Raw genomic sequence first — 25039 nt, forward strand, 5'->3', positions numbered from 1 at the left:
GGTCCCGGTTTGTCCTCCTCCGGTCGACACCGTGTGGCAGCCGGCATCGAGCGGCGCCGGCGCCAGGCGCGCGTGCGCCTGGCGCTGGCGGCTGTCGCGGTCGCGGTCGCCCTGGCGGGGAGCGCCGCCCTGGTGTCCGGCCGGGTGGGGAGTTCGTGCTCGGCCCGCGATCCGGTGCTGGTCGACGTCGCCGCCGCCGTCGACATCGCCCCGGTCGTCATGGCGGCGGCGGGGCGGTTCAACCGGAGCGGTGCCGGGGCCGACGGCCGGTGCGTGCTGGTGCAGGTGACCGAGCAGCCGCCCGCCACCGTGCTCAGGACCCTGCTCGGCGGTACCGCGGGGGTGCTCGCCCGGCGCCCCGACGCCTGGGTCTCCGACTCCTCGGCCTGGATCCGCCTCGCCCGCAAGCAGGGGGCCGCGAACCTGGCCGGGACCGAGACCGTCATGGCGACCTCGCCCCTGGTCTTCGCCACCCGCAAGTCCCTCGCCCGGCGTTTCGCCATGGGCAGCACCGACATGAACTGGCGGATGGTCTTCCCCGCGACCACCCGCGGCCGGATCCGGCCGACCGAGAACGAGCCCGACGTGGTCCGCGTCCCCGACCCGTCGCTCGCGGGGGCCGGGATCGCCACCGTGGCCGCGGCCAGGGACGTGGTCGGCAGCGGTCCCGAGGCGGACCGGGCGCTCACCGCGTTCGTCCGCTGGGCGCAGGCGGGGTCGGCGCCCGACTACCGGAGCATGCTCGCCACCGTCGACGACCGCTCCTTCTGGCAGCGGCCGGTGGTGATCGTCCCGGAGTCGGCGGTGTGGGCGCACAACCGCCTGCCGTCCGACGACCCGGTGGTCGCCCTCCACCCCCGCGAGGGGACGATCAACCTCGACTACCCGTACGTGGTCACCGCCTCCGACGAGGCGAAGGCGAGCGGGGCGCGGGCCTTCGCCGCCTGGCTGCGCTCCCCGGAGACCCGGGAGGAGGCCCGCCGGGCGGGCTTCCGCTCGGCGGACGGCTCCCTGGGCCCGTACTCGCCGGGTCCCGAGATCCCCACCGAGGCGCCGCGCACCCGTCCGGCCATCCTGCCCGGCAAGATCGACGAGGCGCTGGAGGCGTGGAGCAGGCTCGCGCCGCCGACCAACATCCTGGTCATGACCGACACCGGCAAGCACATGGCCGAGCCGATCAGGGGGCAGAAGGGGAAGACCAGGCTCACCGTCGCCCTGGAGGCCGCCAGGCTCGGCCTGCAGCTCTTCCCCGACTCCACCCACATGGGTCTCTGGGACTTCTCCTCGGCCAGGGGCAGGGACCAGCGCGAGCGGGTGCGCGTCGGCCCGGTCGTCGAGCCCGACGGCGGGCAGGTCGTCCGGCGTGGCCGCCTGGAGGAGCTGACCAGGACCCTGCGTGCCGCCCCCAAGGAGCCCAGCGCCCTGTACGACTCGATCCTCGCCGGGTTCCGGGAGATGACCAAGGTCTACGACGAGGGCATGAACAACACCCTGGTCGTCATCACGGCGGGCAAGGACGACGGCGAGGGCGTCTCGGGCACCGAGCTGGTGCGGGCGCTGCGCGACGAGTGGGACCCCGAGACGCCGATCCAGATCGTCGTCCTCGCCTTCGGCGCCGACCTCGACCGCGCGGCCCTCACCCAGGTCACCGCCGTCACCAACGGCTCCCTGCACGTCGCCCGGCGCCCGGAGGAGATCATCGACGTCTTCCTGTCGGCCCTCGCCAGGCGGCTGTGCCACCCCACCTGTTCCACGGCCCCGTAGGCGTCTGCCGGGCGGGAATCTGGAATCGTTCCGGCGGGAAGATCGGGGAGTGCCTGGAATTTCGGTAGTCGTTAACCTACTCTGGGTGACGAAATCCTGCTTCTCTCCAGGTAGGGGTGCATCGATGGAAAGTGCCGACGGCCGGATCATGGCGCTCATCGTGATCGCGCTCATCGTGTTCGCCATCTCACAGATGTGACGGTCCGGCCCCGCGGGGCCGAACCGTCACCCGTCGGTGCGGGGCTCCACGCGAACGGCGATCCGGGAAACCGGCGACGACCGTACCCGCCGGGGCGGCCGGGGACCCCGAGCCGATGGGTGTCAGCGGACGACGATGAAGTCCGCCGCCCGCCGGGGAGCGCGATCCCTGGGCGGGGCGGCGGGGTGGCCGATGGCGACGGCGCCCATCGGGTCCCAGTCCGCCGGCAGGTCGAGGACCTCGCGGACCACGTCGCGGCAGAACATGGTGGACGACACCCAGGCGGAGCCCAGGCCCTCCACCGCGAGCTGGACCAGGAAGTTCTGCACCCCCGCGCCGGTCGCGACCACGAACATCTCCCGCTCGGCCGCGTTACGCCGGTCGTCGCGGTAGGTGTGCGAACCGTCCATCACCAGGCAGGGCACCGCCAGGTACGGGGCCGCGCGCAGCACGTCGCCCCGCCTGACCCGTTTGGCGATCGACTCCTCGGAGAAACCATCCCCGCGCAGGTCGGCGATCCAGGCGTCCCGCATCGCGTCGAGCAGCTTCTCGCGGGTCCCGGCGGACTCCAGCAGGACGAACCGCCACGGGGTCGTGTGGTGCGGGGCGGGCGCGGCGATCGCGGCGTCGACCGCCCTGCGGACCGCGGCGCCGTCCACCGGGTCCGCGGAGAACTCGCGGACGGTCCTGCGGGCGAAGACCACGTCGCGCGAGCCGTACCGGAACATGTCGTCGGCGGACGGGCGGAGCAGCTCGCCGACTCCCGGCCCGTCCTCCTCGGTGGTGTACTCCGCCAGGCCCCTGATCACCGCCACCGGGGTCTGCGCGACCTTCCCCTTGACCAGGTCCCCGGCCGCCGCGAACTCGTCGGCGACGGCGGTCAGCGTGACCTCCAGCGCGTTGCCGTGGTCGTCGGACACGCCCCGGTAGTCGAGCGCGGGGGTCACCCCCGCGAGGCCGACGGCGAGGTCGGTCTGGCCGTTGCGCCACGGGCGGCCGAAGGTGTCGGAGACGACCACGCCGACCGAGACGCCGAGCAGTTCTCTGATCCTGGACCTGACCGCCGAGGCGGAGGCGTCCGGGTCGACCGGCAGCAGGACGACCGTGCCGGGGCGGGTGTTGGAGGCGTCGACCCCGGCGGCGGCCATGACGAACCCGTGCGCCGTCTCGGCGATCACGGTCTCCCCCCTGCGGGCGACCACCCGCCTCGTCTCCGCGTCGACGGCCTCGGCGCGGGGCACGCCGTGCAGCACCCGGCCCTCGGCCTTGCTGGAGATCTTCGAGGTGACCACGAGGATGTCGCCGTCGCGCAGGTCGGGCAGGGCCGTGGCGATCAGCTGCCCGACGTCGTCGCCCTCGCGCACCTCGGGCATGCCGGGGACGGCGAAGATCTCCAGCCTGACGTCGGAGGACTCCTCCCGCGCGCGCCTGAGCCGGCTCATCGCGCGCCCTCCCCGTACGACGTGGGAGCTGTCGCGTCCCGGCTCGCGAGCCGCGCGGCCATGTCCAGGGCGGCGCGGGCGATGGCGGCGGCGGACTCGACGTCGTGCATGATCAGCGGCCGGGCCTCGACGTCGACGCCGTCGAGGGCCACCCCGGCGTCCTCCTCCGCGACCAGCCAGCCGTCCACCAGCGGTGATCCGTACAGTTCGAGGACCGCCTGCGCGGTGGTCTCCACGCCGATCGCGGTCAGGCAGGCGTCGGCCATGCCCCGGACGGGGGCGCCGCCGACGATGGGGGAGACGCCGACGACGGTCTTGCCCTCCAGGGCCTCGCGGATGCCCTTGATCTGCAGGATCGTGCCGATGCTGACGACCGGGTTGGACGGCGGGAGGATGACCGCGTCGGCGGCGGCGATCGCCTCCAGCACACCGGGAGCGGGGGACGCCTCGTCCGCGCCGACCAGGATGATCTGCTCGGCCGGGACCGAGGCGCGCAGCCGCACCCACCACTCCTGGAAGTGGATCGCGCGACGGCCCCGCTCGTCGGAGACGACCACGTGGGTCTCGGTCCTGTCGTCGCTCATCGGGATCAGGCGTACGCCCGGCCGCCAGCGCGCGCACAGCGCCTCGGTGACCGCGGACAGGGGGTATCCGGCGTCGAGCATCTGGGTGCGCACGATGTGGGTGGCGAAGTCGCGGTCGCCCAGGCCGAACCACTGCGGCTCGACGCCGTAGGCGGCCAGCTCCTCCTTGACGACGTGCGACTCCTCCCGCCGCCCCCAGCCCTGCTCCTCGTTGATGCCGCCGCCCAGCGTGTACATCACGGTGTCGAGGTCGGGGCAGACCCGCAGGCCGTAGAGGCTGATGTCGTCACCGGTGTTGCCGATGACGGTGATCTCGGAATCGGGGGCCGCGGTGAGGAGGCCCCGCAGGAAACGGGCACCCCCGATTCCGCCGGCGAGGGACACGATGCGCATGCCGTCCAGTGTTCCACTAGGTCGCCGAGCCTGTTGGCGGGGTGCCCGCGGGCGGTTCGCAGTAGTCTTTTCATGATCGTTATCAGGGTGCCCGCTCTGCCGGGATCGCCTGATGAGCCGCCCGAAATGTGGGCTTATAGGGTGTAATGAAGTACTTATGGGGTCGGTGGGCTTCCTGGGACTACCGGCAACAAAGTCAGCCATGTGCAAAACTGACCCGGGTTTACCTAAAGACCCTATGGGGGTAGTTGTGATCAATGTCGAGGCAGGCCGGCTCCGGGGACCGGCGGCATGGCTCATGGTCGCCTTCGCGTCCGCGAGCGTTCTCGTCGGCATCGAACGCCTGCTGTTCGGGAGTGGGTCGTCCTCCTTCGCAGAGCGCGCGGCGGACTCCCTGGGGCGCTTCACCTCGCCGGTCGTCCTGGCGTTGCTCGTGGGCGCCCTGCTGCTCGCGACCAACCTCGGCCCGGTGATCGAGCGGCTGAAGGTGATGGCCCTCGTGGTGGCCGGCACGCTCGGGCTCTCCGTGCTGTTCGGCCTGATCGGCCTGGTCGCCGGGCTGTTCGGAGGCGTTGAGGGGTTCGTGGGGAAGATCGAGTTCCTCCTCGTCAGCCTGCCCACCCTCGGGCTGGCCGCGGTCGCGCTGCTGTACGTGCTGCCGAAGGCGGTCCCGGCCGGTTCGCGCGCCGGCACCCTCCACGCCGACGGCGGCTTCGGCCGCTCCCCGGAGCGTCCGCAGGAGCAGCGGTACGACGCCTACCCCCCGCAGGGACAGGCTCCCTTCCAGGGCCACCCCCAGGGACATCAGGGCCCCCAGAATCCCCAGGGTCCCCAAGGCCCCCAGGGGCCCGCGTACCCCCAGGCCCAGGGCGGCGTCCACCCCCAGGGCCCGCAGGGTGGCCAGGGGTATCCGCAGGACCAGGGCCCGCAGGGTGGTCAGGGGTACCAGCAGGAGGCCCCGCCCGTCCCGGCCCCGCAGCCCCAGTACAACCGCCCCGCGCTCCCGCCGGCGCCCGCGCACAGCTCCGCCGGAACCCCGGAGGGGTACGGCTCGCAGGCGGCCTCCCACGCGCCGCCGGTGCCGACGGCGCCGCAGGCCGGTGACGGATACTCCCAGGCCCCCTACGCGCCGCCCGCCGAGAACCCGTCGAGCCCGTCGTACGCGCCCCAGCCCGGTTCCTACCCGCAGCCGCCTCAGCAGCAGGAGTCGCAGGGGCACGGGTACGCGCACCCGGAGCAGAACCACCCGCAGCCCGCCTCCCCGGCCGGGAGCCACACCCCGAGCCCGTACGTCGCGGCGGACGTCCAGCCCCCGGCCCCGGCCAAGCCGTACGACCCCCCGGCCGCGGCCTACGACCCGTCGGTCTACGCCGCCCCGGTGGAGCCGCACGCCCAGACGGAACCCCGGCTGCCGAGCTATCCCCAGTTCCCGGACTCCTCGTCGTACGGCCAGGAGTCGCAGGGCTTCGGCCGGCAGGCCGAGCCTTCGGCGCCCCCGGTCCCTCCGGTCTCCCCGGCTTCCCAGGCTTCCCCGGCGTACGGCCAGGAGCCGCAGTCGTCGGGTTCCGGGCGGCACTCCAGCCCCCAGTTGCCGAGTTACTCCCAGTACTCGGAGTCCTCCTCGTACGGGCAGCCCGAGTCGCAGGGCTTCGGCCTGCAGCCCGACTCCTCCACCTCCTCCGCGTACGGCCATCGCTCGGACCGCCCGCAGTCCGACTACGGGCAGACCCCCTCCTCCGGGCAGTCCGACCCGCTCTTCGGTCAGCAGGTCGAGTCCTCGGCGTCTCCGGCGTACGGCCAGGAGCCGCAGCCGTCGGGTTCCCGGCGGCAGCCCGAGCCGACGGGCTACCCGCAGTCCGGGCAGCCGGGTTACCCGCAGCCGGAGCAGCCGAGCTACGCGCAGCCCGAGCCGCAGGGGTACCAGCGGTCCGAGGCCCAGGGCTTCGGCAGGCAGCAGGAGCCGCAGGGCTTCGGGCACCAGCCCGAGCAGCAGGCCACGTCCTACCCTCCGGCCGACGGACGCCAGGGCCAGCCGCTGGACGCCCAGCAGCGCCCGCCGTTCGACGGCCAGCCGCCGCAGTCCTTCCCGCAGCCTCCGGAGAACTACGGCCAGCCGTTCAGCGGTTACTCCGGCGCCGAGTTCGGCCGCCAGGCCGAGCAGAGCCCGGCCTACCCGACGCCCGACCCGGTGGACCTCAGGTCCCAGCAGATGGCCCAGGCCTACCAGCAGGCGGAGAGCTACCAGCAGCAGACCCAGCAGGGCGGCACCGAGCCTCAGCTGCGCGTTCCCGAGTACGGCTCCCCGGGCTACGAGGGTCCGTTCGGCCACCCGCAGACCCCGCAGACCTCCCAGACCTCATCACAGCCCCCGCAGAATCCCCAGCACGCGCAGAACCCCCAGGCTCCGCAGGCCTCCCAGGCTCCCCAGACGCCGCCGTACCAGCCCCACCAGTGGGACCCCCAGTCGGAGGCGACGCTCCGGTTCGACCCGAACGCCTACCAGGGCGACCCGCTGAACGGTCCGGCGCCCGCCGCCAGGACGTGGGACTCGCAGCCGATCGACCCGACGGCGATCTACAAGCCCGAACAACGCCCAGGTCAGGTCACGGATGAGGAAACCCCGGATAGAGAGAGGGTGGGCCCCGGTCAGGATCAGAACATGTCCTGGTACGGTTCCGACCGCCGAGAGCACTGAGCCCCTGGCGGTCACAGCGATCACCTGGTGCAATTGCCGTCGTGGCAGGCACACGACCCACAACCGGGGAGAGCAGGTCTTTCCCCGGATACCAGCATGCCGCTTGACGCCACACCGGGCACGCGCGTGTAATTACACACGTGTTGTTACGCCTTCCTCTGGGTGGGTAAGGGGGAGGCGTTCATAGGGGGGCTCCAATTTTGCGGGCGTGCGGCAGGGAGGTGTGCAGTGGCCGACCTGGTCATCGCACAGGAGAGCATCGCTGAAGAGCAGCTTGGCTGGCAGGAGCGCGCCTTGTGCGCGCAGACCGACCCGGAGGCGTTCTTCCCGGAGAAGGGAGGGTCCACCCGCGAGGCCAAGAAGGTTTGCCGCTCCTGTGAGGTGCGTGCCGAGTGTCTTGAGTACGCACTCGAACACGACGAGCGGTTTGGAATCTGGGGTGGGTTGTCGGAGCGTGAACGCCGCCGGATCAAGCGCGAGGCGGTCTGAGCCGTCCGGGAACCGGGTGGCAGGAAGGCTTGAGCGCTCTGAGATCCGGACGGTCTGGACGTCCGCGCACCGACGAACACTATGAACACCGACGAACACCTGAACACCGATCGACACCGGGGAAGTGCTGAAGCGGTTCGAGCGGTCTGACAGAAGTATGTGACGCCTCTCGGAGGCGTTTGACGAATATGTCCATGGGGTCACGTGACCGTCGGTCACGTGACCCTTTTTTCGTGCTCGCGACCAGGTGTAAGACATAGTCCGACAGAGGGTGCCGTATCGTTGTCGCGCCGATCACCACCACTCCTGAACACGGGACGTATGTCCATCACCGACCCCCCGCACCCCCAGCGCCCCCACCACACCGTCACCGCGATCGTCGTCTCCCACGACGGCTCCCGCTGGTTGAGGGAGACCCTGGAAGCCCTGCTCAGGCAGACCCGCCCGGTGGACCGGGTCGTCGGGGTCGACAACGGCAGCAGGGACGGCAGCGCCGCGCTGCTGACCGAGGCCCTCGGCTCCAGGGCGGTGCTCACCCTGCCGCGCTCGACCGGTTTCGGCGAGGCCGTCACCGAGGTCCTCGACCGCCTCGGCCCCGGCGGCGGCCGGGAGTGGATCTGGCTGCTGCACGACGACAGCGCCCCGGACGTCCACGCCCTGCGGCTCCTCCTCGAAGCCGCCGACGAGGACCCCAAGGCGGCGGTGCTCGGCCCCAAGCTCCGCGACTGGCTCGACCGGAGGCTCCTGCTGGAGGTCGGCGTCACCGTCGACCGTACCGGCCGCAGGGACACCGGCCTGGAGGCCCGCGAGTTCGACCAGGGGCAGTACGACGGGACCAGGGACGTGCTCTCGGTCTCCACCGCGGGCATGCTGATCCGCAGGGACGTCTGGGACGAGGTCGGCGGGCTCGATCCCGCCCTGCCGCTGTTCCGCGACGACCTCGACCTGTGCTGGCGCGTCAGGAACGCCGGATACCGCGTGCAGAACGTCACCCGGGCGATCGCCTGGCACGCCGAGGCCGCCACCCGGCGGCGGCGCCGCATCACCGCCAGCGGGGACCACCCCCGCCGCCTGGACCGCCGCAACGCCCTCTTCGTCGTGATGGCGAACCTGCCCCTGCGCCAGCTGCTGTGGGCGCTGGTGCGCAACGCGGTCGGGTCGCTCCTCCGCACGGTGCTGTTCCTCGTGGCCAAGCAACCCGCCAACGCGCTGGACGAGTTCCTCGCGTTCGGCTCGGTATTCGGCCACCCCATCCGGATGATCAAGGCCCGGCGGGCGCGGGCCAAGGGCCGAGGGCAGGGGTACGCGGCGGTCAGCCGGCTCCTCACCCCGCCGGGCGCCGGGTACCGGCGGCTCGTCGGCAGGGTCCAGAACTACCTGGCCGGGGGCGGGTTCGTGGAGTCCGAGGGACGCCACCACGCCATGGCCGCCTCGCCGCACGCGCAGGAGGACGGCGAGGAGCTGCTCACCGACGCCGGGGTGACGCAGCGGGTCTTCGGCAACCCCGGCGTCCTGCTCTTCCTCGCGCTCGCCCTGGTCACGCTGGTCGCCGAGCGCGCGGTGACCGGCGGCGCGAGGCTGGGCGGCGGCGCGCTCGTCCCGGTGATCGGCGGGGCCTCCGACCTGTGGGAGCTCTATCGCGCGAGCTACCACCAGGTGGGCCTGGGCACCGACGCGTGGGTCCCGCCCTACGTGGCGGTGCTGGCCGTGCTCTCCACGGTGCTGTTCGGCAAGACGTGGCTCGCGGTGTCGCTGCTCCTGCTCGGCTGCGTGCCGCTGGCGGGGATCTCCGCGTACGCGGCCACCCGCTCGATGATCCCCGGCCGCTGGACCAGGGTCTGGCTGGCCTCCTCGTACGCCCTCCTGCCGGTCGCCACCGGCGCGGTCGCCGCGGGGCGGCTCGGTACCGCGGTCGTCTTCGTGCTGCTGCCCGTCTACGCGGCGCTCGCCACCACCGTGCTCACCGGGGAGCGCCGCCGCGCCCGCCGCGCCGCCTGGGGGCTGGGACTCCTCCTGGCCGTCGGCACGGCCTTCGCCCCGCTGGTCTACCCGCTGACCGCGATCCTCGGCGCGCTGGCGGCGCTCGCCTTCCCGCGCAGGGGCGTCGCGGTCTCGATGCTCGTGGCGTTCGCCGTCCCGGTGGCCCTGCTGTTCCCCTGGCTGGCCCAGGTGGTCGCCGACCCCGGGCAGCTCCTGCTGGAGGCGGGGCTGCACCAGCCCGCGCTGGTCGACCCCGCGCTGCCCGCCGGGTCGCTGCTGCTGCTCAGCCCCGGCGGCCCCGGCATGCCGCCGCTCTGGGTGACCGGCGGCCTCCTCGCCGCCTGCCTGGCCGCGCTGCTGATGCGCCGCAACCGGATGGTCATCGCGGTCGGCTGGGGCGTCGCGCTCTTCGGCGTGCTGGTGGCGATCCTGGTCAGCAGGACCACCGTCACCTCGATCAACGGCGACGTCGAGGCCCCCGCCTGGCCGGGGGTGCCGCTGGCCTTCGCCGCCACCGGCATGCTCGTGGTGGCCGCGCTCACCGCCGACAGGGTCGTGGAGTTCCGGGCGGCGGGGGGACTTCGCAGGGTCGCCGCGTTCGGCGTCGTGCTGGTCGCGTTCTCCACACCGCTGCTCGCGGCGGGCATGTGGATCGCCAAGGGCGTGGACGGCCCGCTCCGCGGGACCGTACGCGACGTCGTGCCCGCCCTCGCCGCGGACAACTCCGCGGGCGGCGAGCGGACCCTGGTGCTGCGCGCCTCGCCGGGCGGCCTGCTCTTCACCGTGCTGCGCGGGCGCACCCCGGTGGTCGGCGAGGCCGACATCCCCGTCCCCGACGGTCCCAGGGAGCTGGTCCGCGTCGCCGCGGCCGGGCTGGTGTCCGGCAGGGGCGGTGACGACGCCCGGGTCCTCGCCGCCCACGGCGTACGGTTCGTCGTGGTCACCGCGCCCGTCGACCCGGAGATCAGCCACGCGCTCGACTCGCAGCCCTCGCTGGCGAGGATGAGCCTGTCGCGCTCGGTCGGCATCTGGCGGCTGACCCAGCCGATCGCCCTTCCCGCGACCCCGCCCGGCGACCCCTGGCACGGCCGCTGGCTCTGGGCCCAGGCCGTGCTGGTGCTGGTCGTCTCGGTCCTGGCCGCGCCGGGCTCGCGCACCGACCCCGACGAGACCGCCGTCCCCCAGGACCTGCCCGAACCCCGCAGAGAGCTGGCCGCCCGGTGAAATCCCTGATCGAGAACCGGTTCAGCCTGCTGGTGCTGGTCCTGGTGGCCCTGCTCGCCCTGTACGGGGTCGCCTACGCCACCCAGCCGCAGTCCGTCGCCACCCCCGCGCCGGGGTTCGAGAAGGTGCCCGTCGCCTCGGTGACGGCCGTCTGCCCGGCGCCCGGTGACACCTCCGTCGGCGTGGTCACCCCGCCCGGCAGCCGGGAGCCGGGCTCCGCGACGCTCGTCACCGGAGACAGGACCCTCGCCACCGTGGACGTCCCCGGCCGTCTCTGGCACGACGAGGTGCCGGCCTCGTCGCCGCCCCTCGTCGTCACGGCCACCGGGAGCATGGCCGCCGGTCTGGAGGTGGCGCAGACCCGCAGGGAGACGTCGGGCGACCAGCGGGGACTGGCCGGGGCGCGCTGCACCGAGCCGGTGGCGAGCACCTGGCTGATCGGGCCGGGACCGGCCGCGGCGGACGTCACGCTGTACCTGACCAACGCCGATCCCGCCCCGGCCATCGCGGAGATCATGGTCTACACGGGCGAGGGCCCGGTGTTCGACGACACCGGCGGCGTGTTCACCCTCAAGCCGGGACAGAGCCGCTCGATCAAGGTCCTGGATCTCGCGCCCTCGGCACTTGTCCTGGCGGTCCAGGTCCGTACCAGCTCGGGACGGGTCACCACCGCGGCACGGGCGATCATGAACGACGGGCGCGGCGTGGACTGGTTGCCGGTCTCCGCCGCCCCCGCGACCCGCGTCGTCGTGCCGGGCATCCCCGGCGGCGGCGGGAAGCGCGAGCTGCTCGTCGCCTCCGCCGAGGAGTTCGACACGCTGGTGGAGATCAAGGCGCTCACCCCCGACGGGGCGTACGCGCTCCAGGGCAGCGAGCTCATCGAGGTGCCCGGGGGTTCCGTCGCCACCCTCGACCTGTCCACCGGGATCGGCGGCCAGCCGTCCGCGCTGGTGCTCACCTCGGACACCCCGATCGTCGCCGGGCTCGTCGCCACCGGCACCGGTTCGAAGACCGATGTGGCCTTCACCGCGGGGGCGGTCCCCGTCGACCTGGGCAGCGTCGTCGCCGACAACCGCGCGGGCGGCGAGGTGGCCTCCCGGCTGCTGCTGACCGCGCCGGACGCGGCGGGTACGGTGAGCGTTCAGGTGGTCCCGCGCGAGGGCGAGCCGCGCGAGCCGTTCCAGGTGGAGATCGCCGCCTCGCGGACCAAGCAGGTCACGCTCAAGAAGGTGGACGGGCCCTTCGCGGTGGTCGTGCAACCGCTGCCCGGCTCGGGGCCGGTCTACGGCGGGCGCGTCATGGACGAGCGGCTCAAGGGCGGGCAGGCGCTGACCGTGCAGCCGCTCGCCCCCGCCCGCATGTGGGCCCTGGTCCCGCCGATCGCCGAGTCCGTCGCGACCGTCCTGCCCTGACCCGTTCCGCCGTTGATCGTTGTGCTCCGGGAGGTGGCGGGACCGTCACGGTCGCCTTGGGCCTTGGGGCCCGGCGGGCCGGACGCGGCCTCGGGAGGCGGCGGGAGCGGGTCTTGGGAGGCGCGGGGCGGGTCTTGAGAGGCGGGGGGGCGGGCCTTGGGAGGCGGCCGGGGCGGGTCAGTCGTGGTCGTCGAAGCCGGGGTCGACCGACTCGGGGGAGAGCCCGAACAGGCCCGCGACCTGCTCGACCACCGCCTCGTGCACCATCGCGCCCAGGTGGTCGCGGTCGCGGGCCCTGCTCTCCAGGGGGCGACGGTAGATGATCACGACGGCCGGGCGGGTCCCCGCGGCGGGCTCCGCCCGCCCGAACGGGATGGGCTCGCCGGTGAGCGGCCCGGGGCCGTCGCCCAGCTCGCTGACCGGCGGGACCTCCTCGACCGCGAACTCCACGGCGGACAACTGCTTGGCCCACCGGGGCTTGAGCCGGTCGACGGCGTCCAGGACGAGATCGTCGAAGCGCTCGCTGCGGGCCTTGGCGATCGGCACGTGTGAGGGCGCCAGCGGGCCGCGCAGGCCGCGACCGTGTCTGTCGCGCCTGCGGGGAGGACGGGGTCTGCCGGGTGCCGGGCTCACGGCCCCAGCTTAGACGGGACCCGGACGAGGGCGGGAGGGCCGTGACCGTGGCGCGGGCGGGCGGGGCGGGCGGGAGGTGCGGCGACGGGTTGTGCGAGTGCGGGGAAGCGTGCGTGCGGAAGGGGTTGCACGGGAGGGGCCGGACGGGACGGGATGTGTGGGGGAGCCGGACGGGACGGGGCGTGCGGGAGGAGCTGGACGGGAGGGAGCGTGCGGGAGGGGCCGGACGGGAGGGAGCGTGCGGGAGGGACCGGACGGGAGGGACGGGGTGTGCGGGAGGGGGGCCATGGCGGGTGCGTGGGTGCGCGGGCTCGGGGAGGTGTGGAGGGGAGGCGTGCGGACAGGGTGGTAAGCCGTACAGGCGGGTGGAAGCCGGGACACGTGTCCGAATTGTGGCGACACGCTCGTTAAGAGCGCTCAGATAGTGGCGCCCCGGACGCTTACCGGATACGGTCCCACCGTGAGCCCCGTCCGCCGCTGTTCCCGCACCGCGTGCAGTCAGCCTGCCGTTTTCACGCTCACGTACGTCTACGCCGATTCGACCGCTGTTCTCGGACCCTTGGCGACGTACGCCGAGCCGCACTGTTACGACCTGTGTGCCGAGCACGCCGAGCGGCTCACCGCCCCCCGAGGCTGGGAGGTGGTCCGCCTGCCGACCGATGGCGCACCGCCGAGCACGGACGACCTGGAGGCCCTCGCCAACGCGGTCCGCGAGGCGGCCAGGCCCGCGCCGAGCGGCGGCACCGAGCCGGTCGGCCAGGGCGTCGAGGTCGGCCGCCGAGGTCATCTGCGAGTGCTCCGCTCCGCTCAGCCCCAGCGCGACCGCTGACCCTACTAGGCTGGGGGTCACGAACACGACGCAAAGGGTGGAGCTGGAGTGGGCGACCTCGCCAAGATCTTCAAGGCGTACGACGTCCGTGGCGTCGTGCCGGACGAGCTCGACGAGGAGACCGCCGAGGCGATCGGCGCGGCCTTCGCGGAGGTGACCGGGGCCGAGACCGCCGTCGTGGCACACGACATGCGCGAGTCGTCGGTGCCCCTGGCCGAGGCCTTCACCCGGGGGGCGACCTCGCGGGGGGCCGACGTGATCAACGCGGGCCTGGGCTCCACCGACCTGCTCTACTACGCGAGCGGCAGCCTCGGTCTTCCCGGGGTGATGTTCACCGCCAGCCACAATCCGGCCCGCTACAACGGCATGAAGATGTGCAGGGCGGGCGCCGTGCCGATCGGCGGCGCCACCGGGCTCGTCGAGATCCGCGACCGGGCCGCCGCGATCCTGGCCTCGGGCACCCTCGGCGGGGAGGGGGGCGGGAGCGTCTCCGAGCGCGATCTGCTGCGCGGCTACGCCGACCACCTGCGCACCCTGGTCGACCTGTCCGGCATCCGGCCGCTGCGGGTCGTGGTCGACGCGGGCAACGGGATGGGCGGGCACACGGTCCCCACGGTGTTCGAGGGCCTGCCCGTCGAGCTGACCGCCCTCTACTTCGAGCTCGACGGCACCTTCCCCAACCACGAGGCCAACCCCATCGAGCCCGACAACCTGCGCGACCTGCAGAAGGCCGTGCTCGACGTGGGCGCCGACATCGGGCTCGCCTTCGACGGCGACGCCGACCGCTGCTGGGTCGTCGACGAGCGCGGCGAGTCCGTCTCCCCGTCGACGATCACCGCGCTGGTCGCGGTCCGCGAGCTGGGCAGGCACCCCGGGGCCGCGATCATCCACAACCTGATCACCTCCAGGGGCGTCCCGGAGATCGTCGCCGAACACGGCGGCCGGCCGATCCGCACCCGCGTGGGCCACTCGTTCATCAAGGCCGAGATGGCCGAGACCGGCGCCGTCTTCGGCGGCGAGCACTCCGCCCACTACTACTTCAAGGACTTCTGGTTCGCCGACTCCGGCATGCTAGCCGCGTTGCACGTGCTGGCCGCGCTGGGCGAGCAGGAGAGGCCGCTCTCGGACATCCTCACCGAATACACTCGCTACGCGGCCTCAGGGGAGATCAACAGCACGGTCGCCGACCAGGGCGCGGCGACGGAGCGGGTCCGGGAGATCTTCGCCGCCCGTGACGGCGTCACCTTCGACGAGCTGGACGGCCTGACCGTCTCCGGCCCCGGATGGTGGTTCAACCTTCGTCCGTCCAACACAGAGCCGCTGCTCAGGCTGAACGCCGAGGCGGCCGACGAGATTCAGATGGCAGCGATCAGGGACGAGGTCCTTGCTGTCGTGAGGAGCTGAACGAGTGAAGATCGACGACTGGCTGCTGGAGATCCTGGCCTGTCCCAACTGCAAGTCCCCCCTGCGAGCCGAGCCCGAGGTGGACGAGCTGTCCTGTACCTCCGCCTCGTGCGGCCTGGTCTACCCGGTCCGGGACGACATACCGGTCCTGCTGGTCGACGAGGCCCGGAAGTCGTGAACTGGGAGCCCGATCGGCTCGATGACCAGAAACAGCCGGCCGAGGGTGATCCGGCGGGCATGCTGCGGGCGGTGGCCGAGTCGGCCGCGCAGGTCCGCACCTCCCGCAGGGCCGCCCTGGAGTCGGGTCTGTCCTCACTCGCCGGGTACGGCCGGCCCCGGGCGATCGTGGTCGCGGGCATGGGCGGTTCGGGCGTCGCCGGTGACATCCTCAACGTGGTGTGCGGCCACGGCGCCCCGCTGCCGATCGTGACCGTCAGGTCCCACCGGCTGCCCGGCTGGATCGGCGCGACTGACCTGGTGATCGCGGTGTCGCGCTCGGGCGGGACCGAGGAGACGCTCGCGGTGGCCGCCGAGGCCGTACGCCGGGGCTGCCGCCTGCTCGCCGTCGGCGGGCCCGACTCGCCGCTCCACGCGATCGCCAGGCAGGCGGGAGCGCCGTTCGTGCCGGTCACGGGCGGTGGGCAGGCGCGCGACGCGGTGTGGGCGCTGTCGGTCCCGCTGGTCGTCGCCGCCGCCGAGCTCGGCCTGATCGAGATCGGCGAGGGGGTGTTCGAGGAGGTGGCCAAGCGCCTGGAGGACCTCGCCCACCGCTGCCGCCCGGCGAGCGAGTCATTCATCAACCCGGGCAAGACACTCGCCATGGAGCTCGCCGAGACCGTGCCGATGATCTGGGGATCCTCCCCGCTGGCGGCCGTCGCGGCCCGCCGGTGGGCCGGTCGGCTCAATACCGGCGGCAGGTATCCGGCGATGTGGGGAGAGCTTCCCGAGGCCGGTTACGACCAGGTGGCCACCCTCGACGGCCCGCTCGCCCAGCGCGACATCTTCGCCGACGAGAGCGGCAGATCGCTCCGGCTGTTCGTCCTGCGGGACGTGGAGGAGCACCCCCGGGTCACCCGGCAGCGGGAGGTGTCGGTGCGGCTGGCGGAGGATCGCGGCGTTCCGGTCACGCAGATCACCGCGGAGGGCACGCACCCGCTGGAGCGGCTCGCCACGTTGATCGCGCTCGGGGATTTCGCGAGTACGTACCTCGCCCTCGGGTACGGGATCGACCCGGCCACCGGGTCGGCGATCACAGAACTCAGGGCAAGGGTTTCGCAATAGGATCCTTGTCGCGTCTTTCCTGATTAACGAGCTGAGCGGAGGCTGCCGTGAGCGCGGGCGGCGGTACTAGGGCAATCATCGCGGCGTTGGCGGCCAACCTGGCGATCGCCGTGGCCAAATTCGTGGCGTTTCTCTTCACGGGTTCGTCATCGATGATCGCCGAGTCGGTCCACTCGGTGGCCGACTCGGGCAACCAGGCGCTGCTGCTCCTGGGCGGCAAGCGCGCGCAGCGGGCGCGCACGCCACAGCACCCCTTCGGATACGGCAGGGAGCGCTACTTCTACGCGTTCGTGGTGGCGGTGGTGCTGTTCACCATCGGCGCGGTGTTCTCGCTCTACGAGGGCATCCACAAGCTCTCCGCCCACGAGCCGCTGGAGTCCCCCCAGTGGGCCTTCGGCGTGCTGATCTTCGCGATCGTCGCCGAGTCGTTCTCGTTCAGGACGGCGATCATCGAGTCCAACCACGTCCGGGGCGACCAGTCGTGGGTGCAGTTCATCCGCCGCTCCAAGTCGCCCGAGCTGCCGGTCATCGTGCTGGAGGACCTGGGCGCGCTGCTCGGCCTGATCTTCGCGCTCTTCGGCGTGACCATGGCCGTGGTGACCGGCGACCCCGTCTGGGACGGGATCGGCACCATCATGATCGGTGTCCTGCTCGGGGTGATCGCGATCGTCCTGGCGATCGAGACCAAGTCGCTGCTGATCGGCGAGGGCGCGGGGCCCGAGGTCGAGACCCGCATCGCGGACGCCCTGGAGAGCGCGCCCGAGGTGACCCGGGTCATCCACATGCGCACGCTCCACCTGGGCCCCGAGGAGATCCTGGTCGCCGCCAAGATCGCGGTGGACCACGACGACACGGCCGCCGACGTGGCCCGGGGCATCGACGAGGCCGAGCAGCGGATCCGCGCGGCCGTCCCCGAGGCCCGCGTCATCTACCTGGAGCCCGACCTCGACAGGGCCGGTGTCAGCGGCTCCGTCTGACCTCGGGGACCGCACGTTCGGAGGGACGGGGACCCCGGCGCACCCGCCGCCGGGGTCCCCGTGCCCTTCGGTCGTGCGGGACGACTCAGTCGTGCGGGACGACCAGGCCCGTCTCGTAGGCGTGGATCACCGCCTGGGTGCGGTCGCGCAGGCCCAGCTTGGCCAGCAGCCGGGCCACGTGGGTCTTCACCGTGTGCTCGGTGACCACGAGGTGTGCCGCGATCTCGGCGTTGGACAGTCCCCGGGCCACCAGGCGCAGCACCTCGGCCTCGCGCGGGGTCAGCGGGCTTCCGGCCGGTACCGGCCGCCGCTGCCGGGAGAACTCCGAGATCAGCCGCCTGGTGATCCTCGGGGCGAGCAGCGCGTCGCCGCGCGCCACGATCCTGACCGCCTCGGCCAGGTCGTTCGCCCGGACGTCCTTGAGCAGGAACCCGCTCGCCCCCGCGGTGAGCGCGTCGTACACGTAGTCGTCCAGGTCGAACGTGGTGATGATGATCACCCTGGTCGCCTCGGTCTCCAGGATCCGGCGGGTCGCCTCGATCCCGCTCATCACGGGCATCCGGACGTCGAGGAGGGCGACGTGCGGGTGGGTCTCCCGCGCGAGCCGTACGGCCCGCTCCCCGTCGGAGGCGGTGCCCGCGACGGTGAGGTCGGGCTGCGCCTCGATCACGGCGGCGAATCCGCGGAGCACGACGGGCTGGTCGTCGGCGATCAGCACCCGGATCGGCGTGCCCTCGGCCCCGCGGTCGTCGTGGGCGCGGCCGGGGGAGGGAGTTCTCGCGGGAACGGTCATTCCAGCGGGAGCCCGGCGTGGATCAGGAAGCCGCCCGCCGGCCCGGGGCCGGCCGTGAACCAGCCGCCGAGTGCCAGGGCACGCTCGCGCATGCCGACCAGGCCGTGCCCGTTCGCGGTGTCTCCCGAGGGGCCGGGACCGTTGTCGGTGATCCGCAGCACCAGCAGGGCCGGGCGGTAGGTCAGCTCGATCGACACCCGGGCGCCGGGCGCGTGGATCCTGGCGTTGGTCAGCGCCTCCTGGACGATCCGGTAGGCCGAGACGTCCACGGCGTGGGGCACCGCCACCTCCTCGCCGACCACGTCGAGGTCCACCTCGCCGTCGTGTCGTTCGACCAGTTCCGGGAGCCGCGCCAGCCCCGGTTGCGGCGCGGTCTCCGGGGCGGCCGTGACGTCGGCGCGCAGTACGCCGAGCAGGCGGCGCATCTCGGTGAGCGTGGTGCGCGCGCTCGTCGCGATCTCCGCGAACTCCCGCTTCACCCGGTCGTCGAGCCCTTTGAGCGTGTAGGGCGCCGTCTCGGCCTGCACGGCGATCATCGACACCGAGTGGGCCACGATGTCGTGCATCTCCCGCGCGATCCTGGCCCGCTCGGCCATCGCGGCCTGTCGCCTGAGGGTCTCCAGGTTGTCCGCGCGAACCTCCTTGATCTCCGTGCGGCTCCGTCGCACGTCCGCCAGCAGCGCGGTCGCCACCACCACGCCCAGCAGGGCTATGACGAGAACCCCCGCGCGGTCGTACCACTGCGATCCGTAGACGGAGACGAGCCCGACGGCGAGGAGCGTGCCGACGCCCGCCGTCAGAACCCACGCGGCTCCCCTGCCGAGCCGGCGCAGGATCGTGTAGAAGGAGAGCACGCCCGAGGCGTACACCGCCAGAGGAAACCGGTTCGAACCGGCCAGGAGCAGACCGACGGCACCCAGGAAGGTCAGGATGACGGCGGCCCACGGCTGGGAGCGGCGGATCGCCTGTGGCGCGGTGGCCAGCAGGGCGGCCGTCAGGACGGCGATCTCGCTCTGGTACGAGGAGACGACCTCCAGGAGCGCGCCGAGCGCGAGTGCGGTGGCGGCGGCCAGGTTGGTGAGCGGAGACTCGATCACGCGTCTGAAATCGAAGGCGGCTATCCGCTCCTCCGCCTGGATCAGTTTGGTGGTGACGTCCATGGCCTGAATTCTCCTGAGTCGTGAGGCCGGTGGCGTCACTCCTGTGAGTGATCTCGCCGGTGGCCGCGCGGGTCGCCCTGGAGCAGGCGCAGCGCCTTCTCCTTTTCGAAGTCCAGCGCCCTGCGGGGTGCCTGCAGGCGGCCGATCCGCAGCCCCAGGTCCCGTACGGCCTGCGCGACCGCGGGCTCGCTCAGTGTCCGCAGCGCGAAGGCCAGCTCGGCGGGGGAGATGTCGAACCGCTTCTCCAGCTCGACGCCCTGCGCGACGGCCGAGAGCTCGTCGGGGCCGAACCGCCGGTGCGCGCCCTGGTTCCTGACCGGGGGGAGCAGCCCGAGCGCCTCGCGGTAGCGGAGCATCCGGGGGGACATGCCCAGCTTCCCGGCCGCCTCGGTGATCCGCATCGGTGACCTCTTTCCAGCGGTTTTCCAGAAAGCCTTACATTCTTGTGTCAGGTTACCCGTTCAGAAGATGCGCGGAGCCGTTCCGGCAGCCTAAACTCGCAGGCGTCGACTGTTCCGGTGGAGCGGCGGGCCCGGCCCCAGAGCGAAGCACGATCGCGAGACGAGCGCGACGGGCGAGGGTGTGAGGCGAACGCCGCCCATCAACCAGAGGGGTAACCACACATGGACTTCAAGGTCGCCGACCTTTCTCTTGCGGCCTTCGGCCGCAGGGAGATCCAGCTCGCCGAGCACGAGATGCCGGGCCTGATGGCCGTCCGCAAGGAGTACGCCGCGGCCCAGCCGCTGGCCGGCGCGAAGATCATGGGCTCGCTGCACATGACCATCCAGACCGCCGTGCTCATCGAGACCCTGGTCGCGCTCGGCGCCGAGGTCCGCTGGGTGAGCTGCAACATCTTCTCCACCCAGGACCACGCCGCCGCCGCCGTGGTCGTCGGCCCCGAGGGCACCGTGGAGAACCCCCAGGGCGTCCCGGTCTTCGCCTGGAAGGGCGAGACCCTGGAGGAGTACTGGTGGTGCACCGAGCAGGCCCTGACGTGGCCCGGCAACGACGGCCCCAACATGATCCTCGACGACGGCGGCGACGCCACCATGCTCGTCCACAAGGGCAGCGAGTACGAGAAGGCCGGCGCCGTGCCCAGCACCGGCGAGAACGACCCGGAGGAGTGGGGCGTCGTCCTCGACCTGCTCCGCCGCACGGTCACCGACGAGGGCCGCTGGACCCAGGTCGCCTCGCGCATCAAGGGTGTCACCGAGGAGACCACCACCGGCGTGCACCGCCTGTACGAGATGTTCAAGACCGGCACGCTGCTCTTCCCGGCGATCAACGTCAACGACTCGGTGACCAAGTCCAAGTTCGACAACAAGTACGGCTGCCGCCACTCGGTGATCGACGGCCTCAACCGCGCCACCGACGTGCTGATCGGCGGCAAGGTGGCGCTCGTCGCCGGGTACGGCGACGTCGGCAAGGGCTGCGCCGAGGCGCTCAAGGGCCAGGGCGCCCGCGTCATCGTCACCGAGATCGACCCGATCTGCGCGCTCCAGGCCGCCATGGACGGCTTCCAGGTCACCACCCTGGACGAGGTCGTCGGCCTCGTCGACATCTTCGTCACGACGACCGGCAACTTCGACATCATCACGGCCGACCACATGTCCCGGATGAAGCACAACGCGATCGTGTCCAACATCGGTCACTTCGACAACGAGATCGACATGGCCGGTCTGGCGAGGATCCCGGGCATCGAGAAGACCGAGGTCAAGCCGCAGGTCCACACCTGGCGCTTCCCCGACGGCAAGCAGATCATCGTGCTCGCCGAGGGCCGCCTGATGAACCTGGGCTGCGCCACCGGCCACCCCTCGTTCGTCATGTCCAACTCCTTCACCAACCAGGTGATCGCGCAGATCGAGCTGTTCACCAAGACCGACGACTACCCGATCGGCGTCTACGTGCTGCCCAAGCACCTGGACGAGAAGGTCGCGCGCCTGCACCTCGACGCCCTGGGCGTGAAGCTCACCACGCTCAGCAAGGCCCAGGCCGAATACATCGGCGTGGACGTCGAGGGCCCCTACAAGTCCGACCACTACCGTTACTGACAACCGGCGTCACTGATACCGGCGGTCGTTCCACCGGGCCCCCGCGGTTTCGCGGGGGCCTTCGGGCGATTCCGGGGTTCGGCCAGAACTGGGGAGATACGTGACTAGCGCCGACAGCGCCGACAGCGCTCTGGTGGCGTCGGGGGAGCTGAGGATCGGGTGGGCGGCGCGGGCGATGCCGGTGCTCACCGCCCTCGGTGAGCGGTTCGCCGCCGAGCGGCCCTTCGGAGGGCTGCGGATCGCCGCGTGCCTGCACGTCACCGCCGAGACCGCCGTGCTCATGGGCACCCTCAAGGCGGGCGGGGCCGAGATCGCGCTGGCCGCGTCGAACCCGCTGTCCACCCAGGACGACGTCGCCGAGGCGCTCCGTGACTACGGCGTCGTCGTGCACGCGCAGGCCGGGGTGACCATGGACGCCTACTACCGCCACATCCACCAGGCGCTCGACATCGGCCCGGACATCGTCCTGGACGACGGCTGCGACCTCGTCAACATCCTGCACACCGAGCGGACCGAGCTGCTGGAGACGGTCTCCGGCGGGTGCGAGGAGACCACCACCGGGATCATCAGGCTCCGGCAGATGGCGGCGGAGAAGGCCCTCAGGTTCCCCGTGGTGGCGGTCAACGACACGCGGACCAAGCGGATGTTCGACAACCGCTACGGGACCGGCCAGTCGACCATGGACGGGATCATGCGCGCCACGAACACCCTGCTCGCGGGCAAGACCGTGGTGGTCGCCGGGTTCGGCTACTGCGGCCGGGGCGTCGCCGAGCGGGCCAGGGGCCTGGGGGCGCGGGTCGTGGTGACCGAGATCGACCCGGTCAAGGCACTGGACGCCTCGCTGCAGGGCTACGACGTACGGTCGATGGCGGCCGCGGCCCGCGCCGGGGACGTGTTCGTCACGGTCACCGGCAACCGCGACGTGATCAGGGGCGAGCACCTGGCGGAGATGAAGGACGGCGCGATCCTGGCCAACGCCGGGCACTTCGACGTCGAGATCGACGTCCGCGCGCTGGACGACCTGGCGCACGCCGTCCACCGGGGGGTGCGCCCCAACACCGACGAGTACGTCCTCGCCGACGGCCGCAGGCTCCTGCTGCTCGCCGAGGGCCGCCTGGTGAACCTGACCGCCGCCGAGGGGCATCCCGCCGCCGTCATGGACATGTCATTCTCCGCGCAGGTGCTCTCGGTGGCGTGGCTGGTCCGCGAGCGGGCGCGGCTGGAGCCGGGGGTCTACGACGTGCCGGGGGAGGTCGACGTGGAGGTGGCGCGGCTCAAGCTGGCCGCGGCCGGGATCGAGATGGACGAGCTCACCCCCGACCAGGAGGAGTATCTCCACTCGTGGCGGCTCGGCTCGTAAGCCGGGCCCCGCACCACGGTTGGCACAGCCCTCGAAGCACGGTCCTCGGGCCGGGAGGGCGTCAGAGCTCGGCCTGCATCTCCTGCATCCTGCGGATCTCGGCGCTCTGGGTGGCCGAGACGTCGTTGGCCAGCTCCTCGATCCGCTGGTGCGAGCCGGAGGTGAGGACCTGTTCGGACATCGTGAGCGCGCCCCTGTGGTGCGCGATCATGAGCTGGAGGAAGAGCCGGTCGAAGTCCTTGCCGGAGGCGGCCTTGAGCGCATCCATCTGCTCGGGCGAGGCCATGCCGGGCATGCTGTCGTGCTCGGCGTGGTGTTCGGGAGCCCGCATGCCCTGCTGCTGGAGCCAGGTGATCATGAACTGGATCTCCGGCGCCTGCGAGTCCTTGATGCGCGAGGCCAGGCTCTTCAGCCGGGTGTGCTCGGCCCTGGTCGGGGCGAGGGAGGCCATGTCGAGGGCCTGCCGGTGGTGGACGACCATGTTCTGGACGTACGTCACGTCGGCCGCGTTGGCGGTGGGCGAGGGCACGAGCGTGGCGGCCTCGCTCGGGCCGACGGTCCTGGCGACCTCGCCCGGCCTGCCCGGAACGATCACCGGTGCCGACGCCTGGGGTGAGGGAGCCGGGTCGGGCTCGGAGGTGCACGCGCTGAGAGCCAGGGCGGCGATCACGGCGATGAGCGCGACGCGCACCCGGCCTCCTTGGTGAATGTCCAGTAGCGAAAGACCGTAACCCCTGCTGGGCCGGTCCGTAAAGACCGCACACCGGTAACAGTTGCTAACACTGTGATGGCTTGCCTGACGACCGTACAGCATGAACGATTTAACCGTTTATGCACCTTTTATTGGGTGCATGTGTCAAGGAGGTTCACGAGTGTCCACCCCCCTCAGGAAGGGCCTGACCGGCCGCTTCCTGTTCGTGGCCGGGGTCGCCGTCGCGACGGCGCTTGCCGCGTTCCCCGCGCAGGCAGCCGACATCCCGGCACCCGGTGAGATCGCCAAGAGCGCGAACATCGAACATGTTCTCAACGTGGTCAAGCCCGCCGCGCTGACGGACATCAACACCGACATGGCGTTCCAGGACAACTACGCCTACGTCGGTAACTACAGCGGCTTCTCGATCTACGACATCAAGCGGCCCAGCAGGACCTCGCTGGTCAGCTCGGTCGTCTGCCCCGGTGGGCAGATGGACCTGGCGGTCTACGGCGACCTTCTCTTCGCCGCCGTCGACTCGTCGCGCAACAACGACTCCTGCAGCAGCGTCGGCCAGAGCGCGGCGACCAAGGAGTCGTGGGAAGGCATCCGGATCTTCGACGTCAGGGACAAGAAGAACCCCAAGTACGTCAAGTCCGTCGAGACCAACTGCGGCTCGCACACGCTGACCCTGGTCCCGGGCAAGGGCAGGGACCGCAGGAACGTCTACGTGTACGTCTCCTCCTACAGCCCGAGCGCGTCGTTCCCCGACTGCCAGCCGCCGCACGACAAGATCTCGATCATCAAGGTGCCGCTGCGCGACCCGGCGTCCGCCGCGGTCGCCGCCACGCCGGTGCTGTTCCCCGACGGCGGCAACCCGGGTGAGACCCTGCCCTACCCCGAGCGCACCTCGGCCACGAGCGGCTGCCACGACATCACCGCGTACCCGGAGAAGGACATCGCCGCCGGAGCCTGCATGGGCGAGGGCATCCTGATGGACATCTCCAACCCGCTCCAGCCGAAGGTCACCGCCACCGCCCGCGACGACCAGAACTTCGCGTTCTGGCACTCGGCGACGTTCAACAACGAGGGCACCAAGGTGATCTTCACCGACGAGCTCGGCGGCGGCACCTCGGCCACCTGCAACGAGGCGATCGGCCCGAACCGCGGCGCCAACGCCTACTACGACATCAAGCGTGGGAAGCTCACCTTCAAGAGCTACTTCAAGATCGGTCGTCACCAGGCCGACACCGAGAACTGCGTCGCGCACAACGGCTCGCTGATCCCGGTCAAGGGCAAGGACATCATGGTCCAGGCCTGGTACCAGGGCGGCATCTCGGTCGTCGACTTCACCGACTCGACCCGTCCGAAGGAGATCGCGTTCTTCGAGCGCGGCCCCGACAACACCGCCCCCGCGCTCAGCGGCGGCTTCTGGTCCGCGTACTACTACGACGGCCACATCTACGGCAGCGACTTCAACCTCGGTCTCGACGTCCTGAAGATCAACGACCGGCGTACGGACGGTGCCGAGAGGGTCAGGTTCGGCATCCTGAACGCGCAGACCCAGGCGTCCTACCGCGAGAACGGTCACGGTCACGGCCACGACCACTGGTAACTGACGGCGGTCTCATGGTCGTCGACCTCTGAGGACGGCCGAGGCCACCACGCGTGGAAGGCC

Annotated in this window: 20 protein-coding genes; 13 read left to right on the forward strand and 7 right to left on the reverse strand. The window is 71.8% G+C overall.

Annotated features, from left to right (window positions below; all coding sequences use genetic code 11):
• Positions 1 to 33 precede the first annotated feature (33 nt).
• Entirely contained in the window at positions 34 to 1764 is a 1731-nt protein-coding gene (locus ABD817_RS32990; protein ID WP_344922213.1) for a substrate-binding and VWA domain-containing protein, read from the forward strand.
• Positions 1765 to 2085: 321 nt separating this feature from the next.
• Here ABD817_RS32990 and ABD817_RS32995 read toward each other — a convergent pair whose 3' ends face one another.
• Together ABD817_RS32995 and cofD are read right to left on the reverse strand one after the other, a co-directional pair.
• The gene (locus ABD817_RS32995) at positions 2086 to 3405 is read right to left on the reverse strand and encodes a coenzyme F420-0:L-glutamate ligase (RefSeq protein ID WP_344922214.1); all 1320 of its coding nucleotides are present in this window, start codon (positions 3403 to 3405) and stop codon (positions 2086 to 2088) included.
• Positions 3402 to 4382, reverse strand: coding sequence for a 2-phospho-L-lactate transferase (cofD, locus tag ABD817_RS33000; protein ID WP_344922215.1), 981 nt, complete (start codon positions 4380 to 4382; stop codon positions 3402 to 3404). The genes ABD817_RS32995 and cofD overlap by 4 nt, the downstream gene beginning before the upstream one ends.
• Before the next feature lie 250 nt (positions 4383 to 4632).
• Here cofD and ABD817_RS33005 point away from each other — a divergent pair, with 250 nt between their 5' ends.
• The 4 genes from ABD817_RS33005 (at position 4633) to ABD817_RS33020 (ending at position 12182) form a co-directional block, all read left to right on the forward strand.
• On the forward strand, positions 4633 to 7077 hold the full coding sequence (locus ABD817_RS33005) for a hypothetical protein (protein WP_344922216.1): 2445 nt from the start codon (positions 4633 to 4635) through the stop codon (positions 7075 to 7077).
• A 228-nt stretch (positions 7078 to 7305) separates the two neighbouring features.
• Positions 7306 to 7566 (forward strand): WhiB family transcriptional regulator, encoded by a 261-nt coding sequence (locus ABD817_RS33010; protein WP_037969494.1) that lies wholly within the window; start codon positions 7306 to 7308, stop codon positions 7564 to 7566.
• A gap of 321 nt (positions 7567 to 7887) precedes the next feature.
• Positions 7888 to 10770, forward strand: a complete 2883-nt coding sequence (locus ABD817_RS33015; RefSeq protein ID WP_344922217.1) for a glycosyltransferase — start codon at positions 7888 to 7890, stop codon at positions 10768 to 10770.
• Complete coding sequence (locus tag ABD817_RS33020) at positions 10767 to 12182, forward strand: DUF5719 family protein (protein ID WP_344922218.1); 1416 nt, start codon at positions 10767 to 10769, stop codon at positions 12180 to 12182. Before ABD817_RS33015 ends, ABD817_RS33020 begins: the two co-directional genes overlap by 4 nt.
• A 177-nt stretch (positions 12183 to 12359) precedes the next feature.
• On the opposite strand, the gene ABD817_RS33025 is transcribed toward ABD817_RS33020, so the two are convergent.
• Positions 12360 to 12815 (reverse strand): metallopeptidase family protein, encoded by a 456-nt coding sequence (locus ABD817_RS33025; RefSeq protein WP_344922219.1) that lies wholly within the window; start codon positions 12813 to 12815, stop codon positions 12360 to 12362.
• A gap of 460 nt (positions 12816 to 13275) precedes the next feature.
• On the opposite strand from ABD817_RS33025, the gene ABD817_RS33030 reads away from it, so the two are divergent.
• From ABD817_RS33030 to ABD817_RS33050, 5 genes are read left to right on the forward strand one after another with little or no spacing between them, the layout of a single operon-like run.
• Positions 13276 to 13644, forward strand: coding sequence for a DUF3499 domain-containing protein (locus tag ABD817_RS33030; protein WP_329090499.1), 369 nt, complete (start codon positions 13276 to 13278; stop codon positions 13642 to 13644).
• Positions 13645 to 13692: 48 nt separating this feature from the next.
• Positions 13693 to 15048: a phosphomannomutase/phosphoglucomutase gene (locus ABD817_RS33035; RefSeq protein ID WP_344922220.1), complete on the forward strand. Its 1356-nt coding sequence runs from the start codon at positions 13693 to 13695 to the stop codon at positions 15046 to 15048.
• Positions 15049 to 15052: 4 nt separating this feature from the next.
• Positions 15053 to 15226: a Trm112 family protein gene (locus tag ABD817_RS33040; protein WP_012888128.1), complete on the forward strand. Its 174-nt coding sequence runs from the start codon at positions 15053 to 15055 to the stop codon at positions 15224 to 15226.
• Complete coding sequence (locus ABD817_RS33045) at positions 15223 to 16329, forward strand: SIS domain-containing protein (RefSeq protein WP_344922222.1); 1107 nt, start codon at positions 15223 to 15225, stop codon at positions 16327 to 16329. Before ABD817_RS33040 ends, ABD817_RS33045 begins: the two co-directional genes overlap by 4 nt.
• A gap of 47 nt (positions 16330 to 16376) precedes the next feature.
• Positions 16377 to 17306, forward strand: a complete 930-nt coding sequence (locus tag ABD817_RS33050; RefSeq protein WP_344922223.1) for a cation diffusion facilitator family transporter — start codon at positions 16377 to 16379, stop codon at positions 17304 to 17306.
• Between the two features lie 85 nt (positions 17307 to 17391).
• Here the strand turns inward: ABD817_RS33050 and ABD817_RS33055 are convergent, their stop codons facing one another.
• Genes ABD817_RS33055 through ABD817_RS33065 form a run of 3 tightly spaced genes read right to left on the reverse strand, consistent with a single transcriptional unit; the run spans position 17392 to position 19660 of the window.
• Positions 17392 to 18099, reverse strand: coding sequence for a response regulator (locus ABD817_RS33055; protein WP_344922225.1), 708 nt, complete (start codon positions 18097 to 18099; stop codon positions 17392 to 17394).
• Positions 18096 to 19259, reverse strand: a complete 1164-nt coding sequence (locus ABD817_RS33060) for a sensor histidine kinase (RefSeq protein WP_344922226.1) — start codon at positions 19257 to 19259, stop codon at positions 18096 to 18098. The genes ABD817_RS33055 and ABD817_RS33060 overlap by 4 nt, the downstream gene beginning before the upstream one ends.
• Before the next feature lie 35 nt (positions 19260 to 19294).
• Positions 19295 to 19660, reverse strand: a complete 366-nt coding sequence (locus tag ABD817_RS33065; protein ID WP_344922227.1) for a MerR family DNA-binding transcriptional regulator — start codon at positions 19658 to 19660, stop codon at positions 19295 to 19297.
• A gap of 222 nt (positions 19661 to 19882) precedes the next feature.
• Between ABD817_RS33065 and ahcY the strand changes: the two genes are divergently transcribed.
• Together ahcY and ABD817_RS33075 are read left to right on the forward strand one after the other, a co-directional pair.
• Positions 19883 to 21310, forward strand: a complete 1428-nt coding sequence (gene ahcY / locus ABD817_RS33070; RefSeq protein ID WP_344922228.1) for an adenosylhomocysteinase — start codon at positions 19883 to 19885, stop codon at positions 21308 to 21310.
• A gap of 100 nt (positions 21311 to 21410) precedes the next feature.
• Entirely contained in the window at positions 21411 to 22670 is a 1260-nt protein-coding gene (locus ABD817_RS33075; protein ID WP_344922229.1) for an adenosylhomocysteinase, read from the forward strand.
• Positions 22671 to 22731: 61 nt separating this feature from the next.
• Here the strand turns inward: ABD817_RS33075 and ABD817_RS33080 are convergent, their stop codons facing one another.
• Positions 22732 to 23361 (reverse strand): DUF305 domain-containing protein, encoded by a 630-nt coding sequence (locus ABD817_RS33080; RefSeq protein ID WP_344922230.1) that lies wholly within the window; start codon positions 23359 to 23361, stop codon positions 22732 to 22734.
• Positions 23362 to 23542: 181 nt separating this feature from the next.
• On the opposite strand from ABD817_RS33080, the gene ABD817_RS33085 reads away from it, so the two are divergent.
• A complete protein-coding gene (locus ABD817_RS33085; protein ID WP_344922231.1) occupies positions 23543 to 24976 on the forward strand; it encodes an LVIVD repeat-containing protein in 1434 nt (477 codons plus the stop codon).
• Positions 24977 to 25039 lie beyond the last annotated feature (63 nt).

The sequence above is a fragment of the Streptosporangium oxazolinicum genome (assembly GCF_039537505.1).
Classification (GTDB): Bacteria; Actinomycetota; Actinomycetes; order Streptosporangiales; family Streptosporangiaceae; genus Streptosporangium; species Streptosporangium oxazolinicum.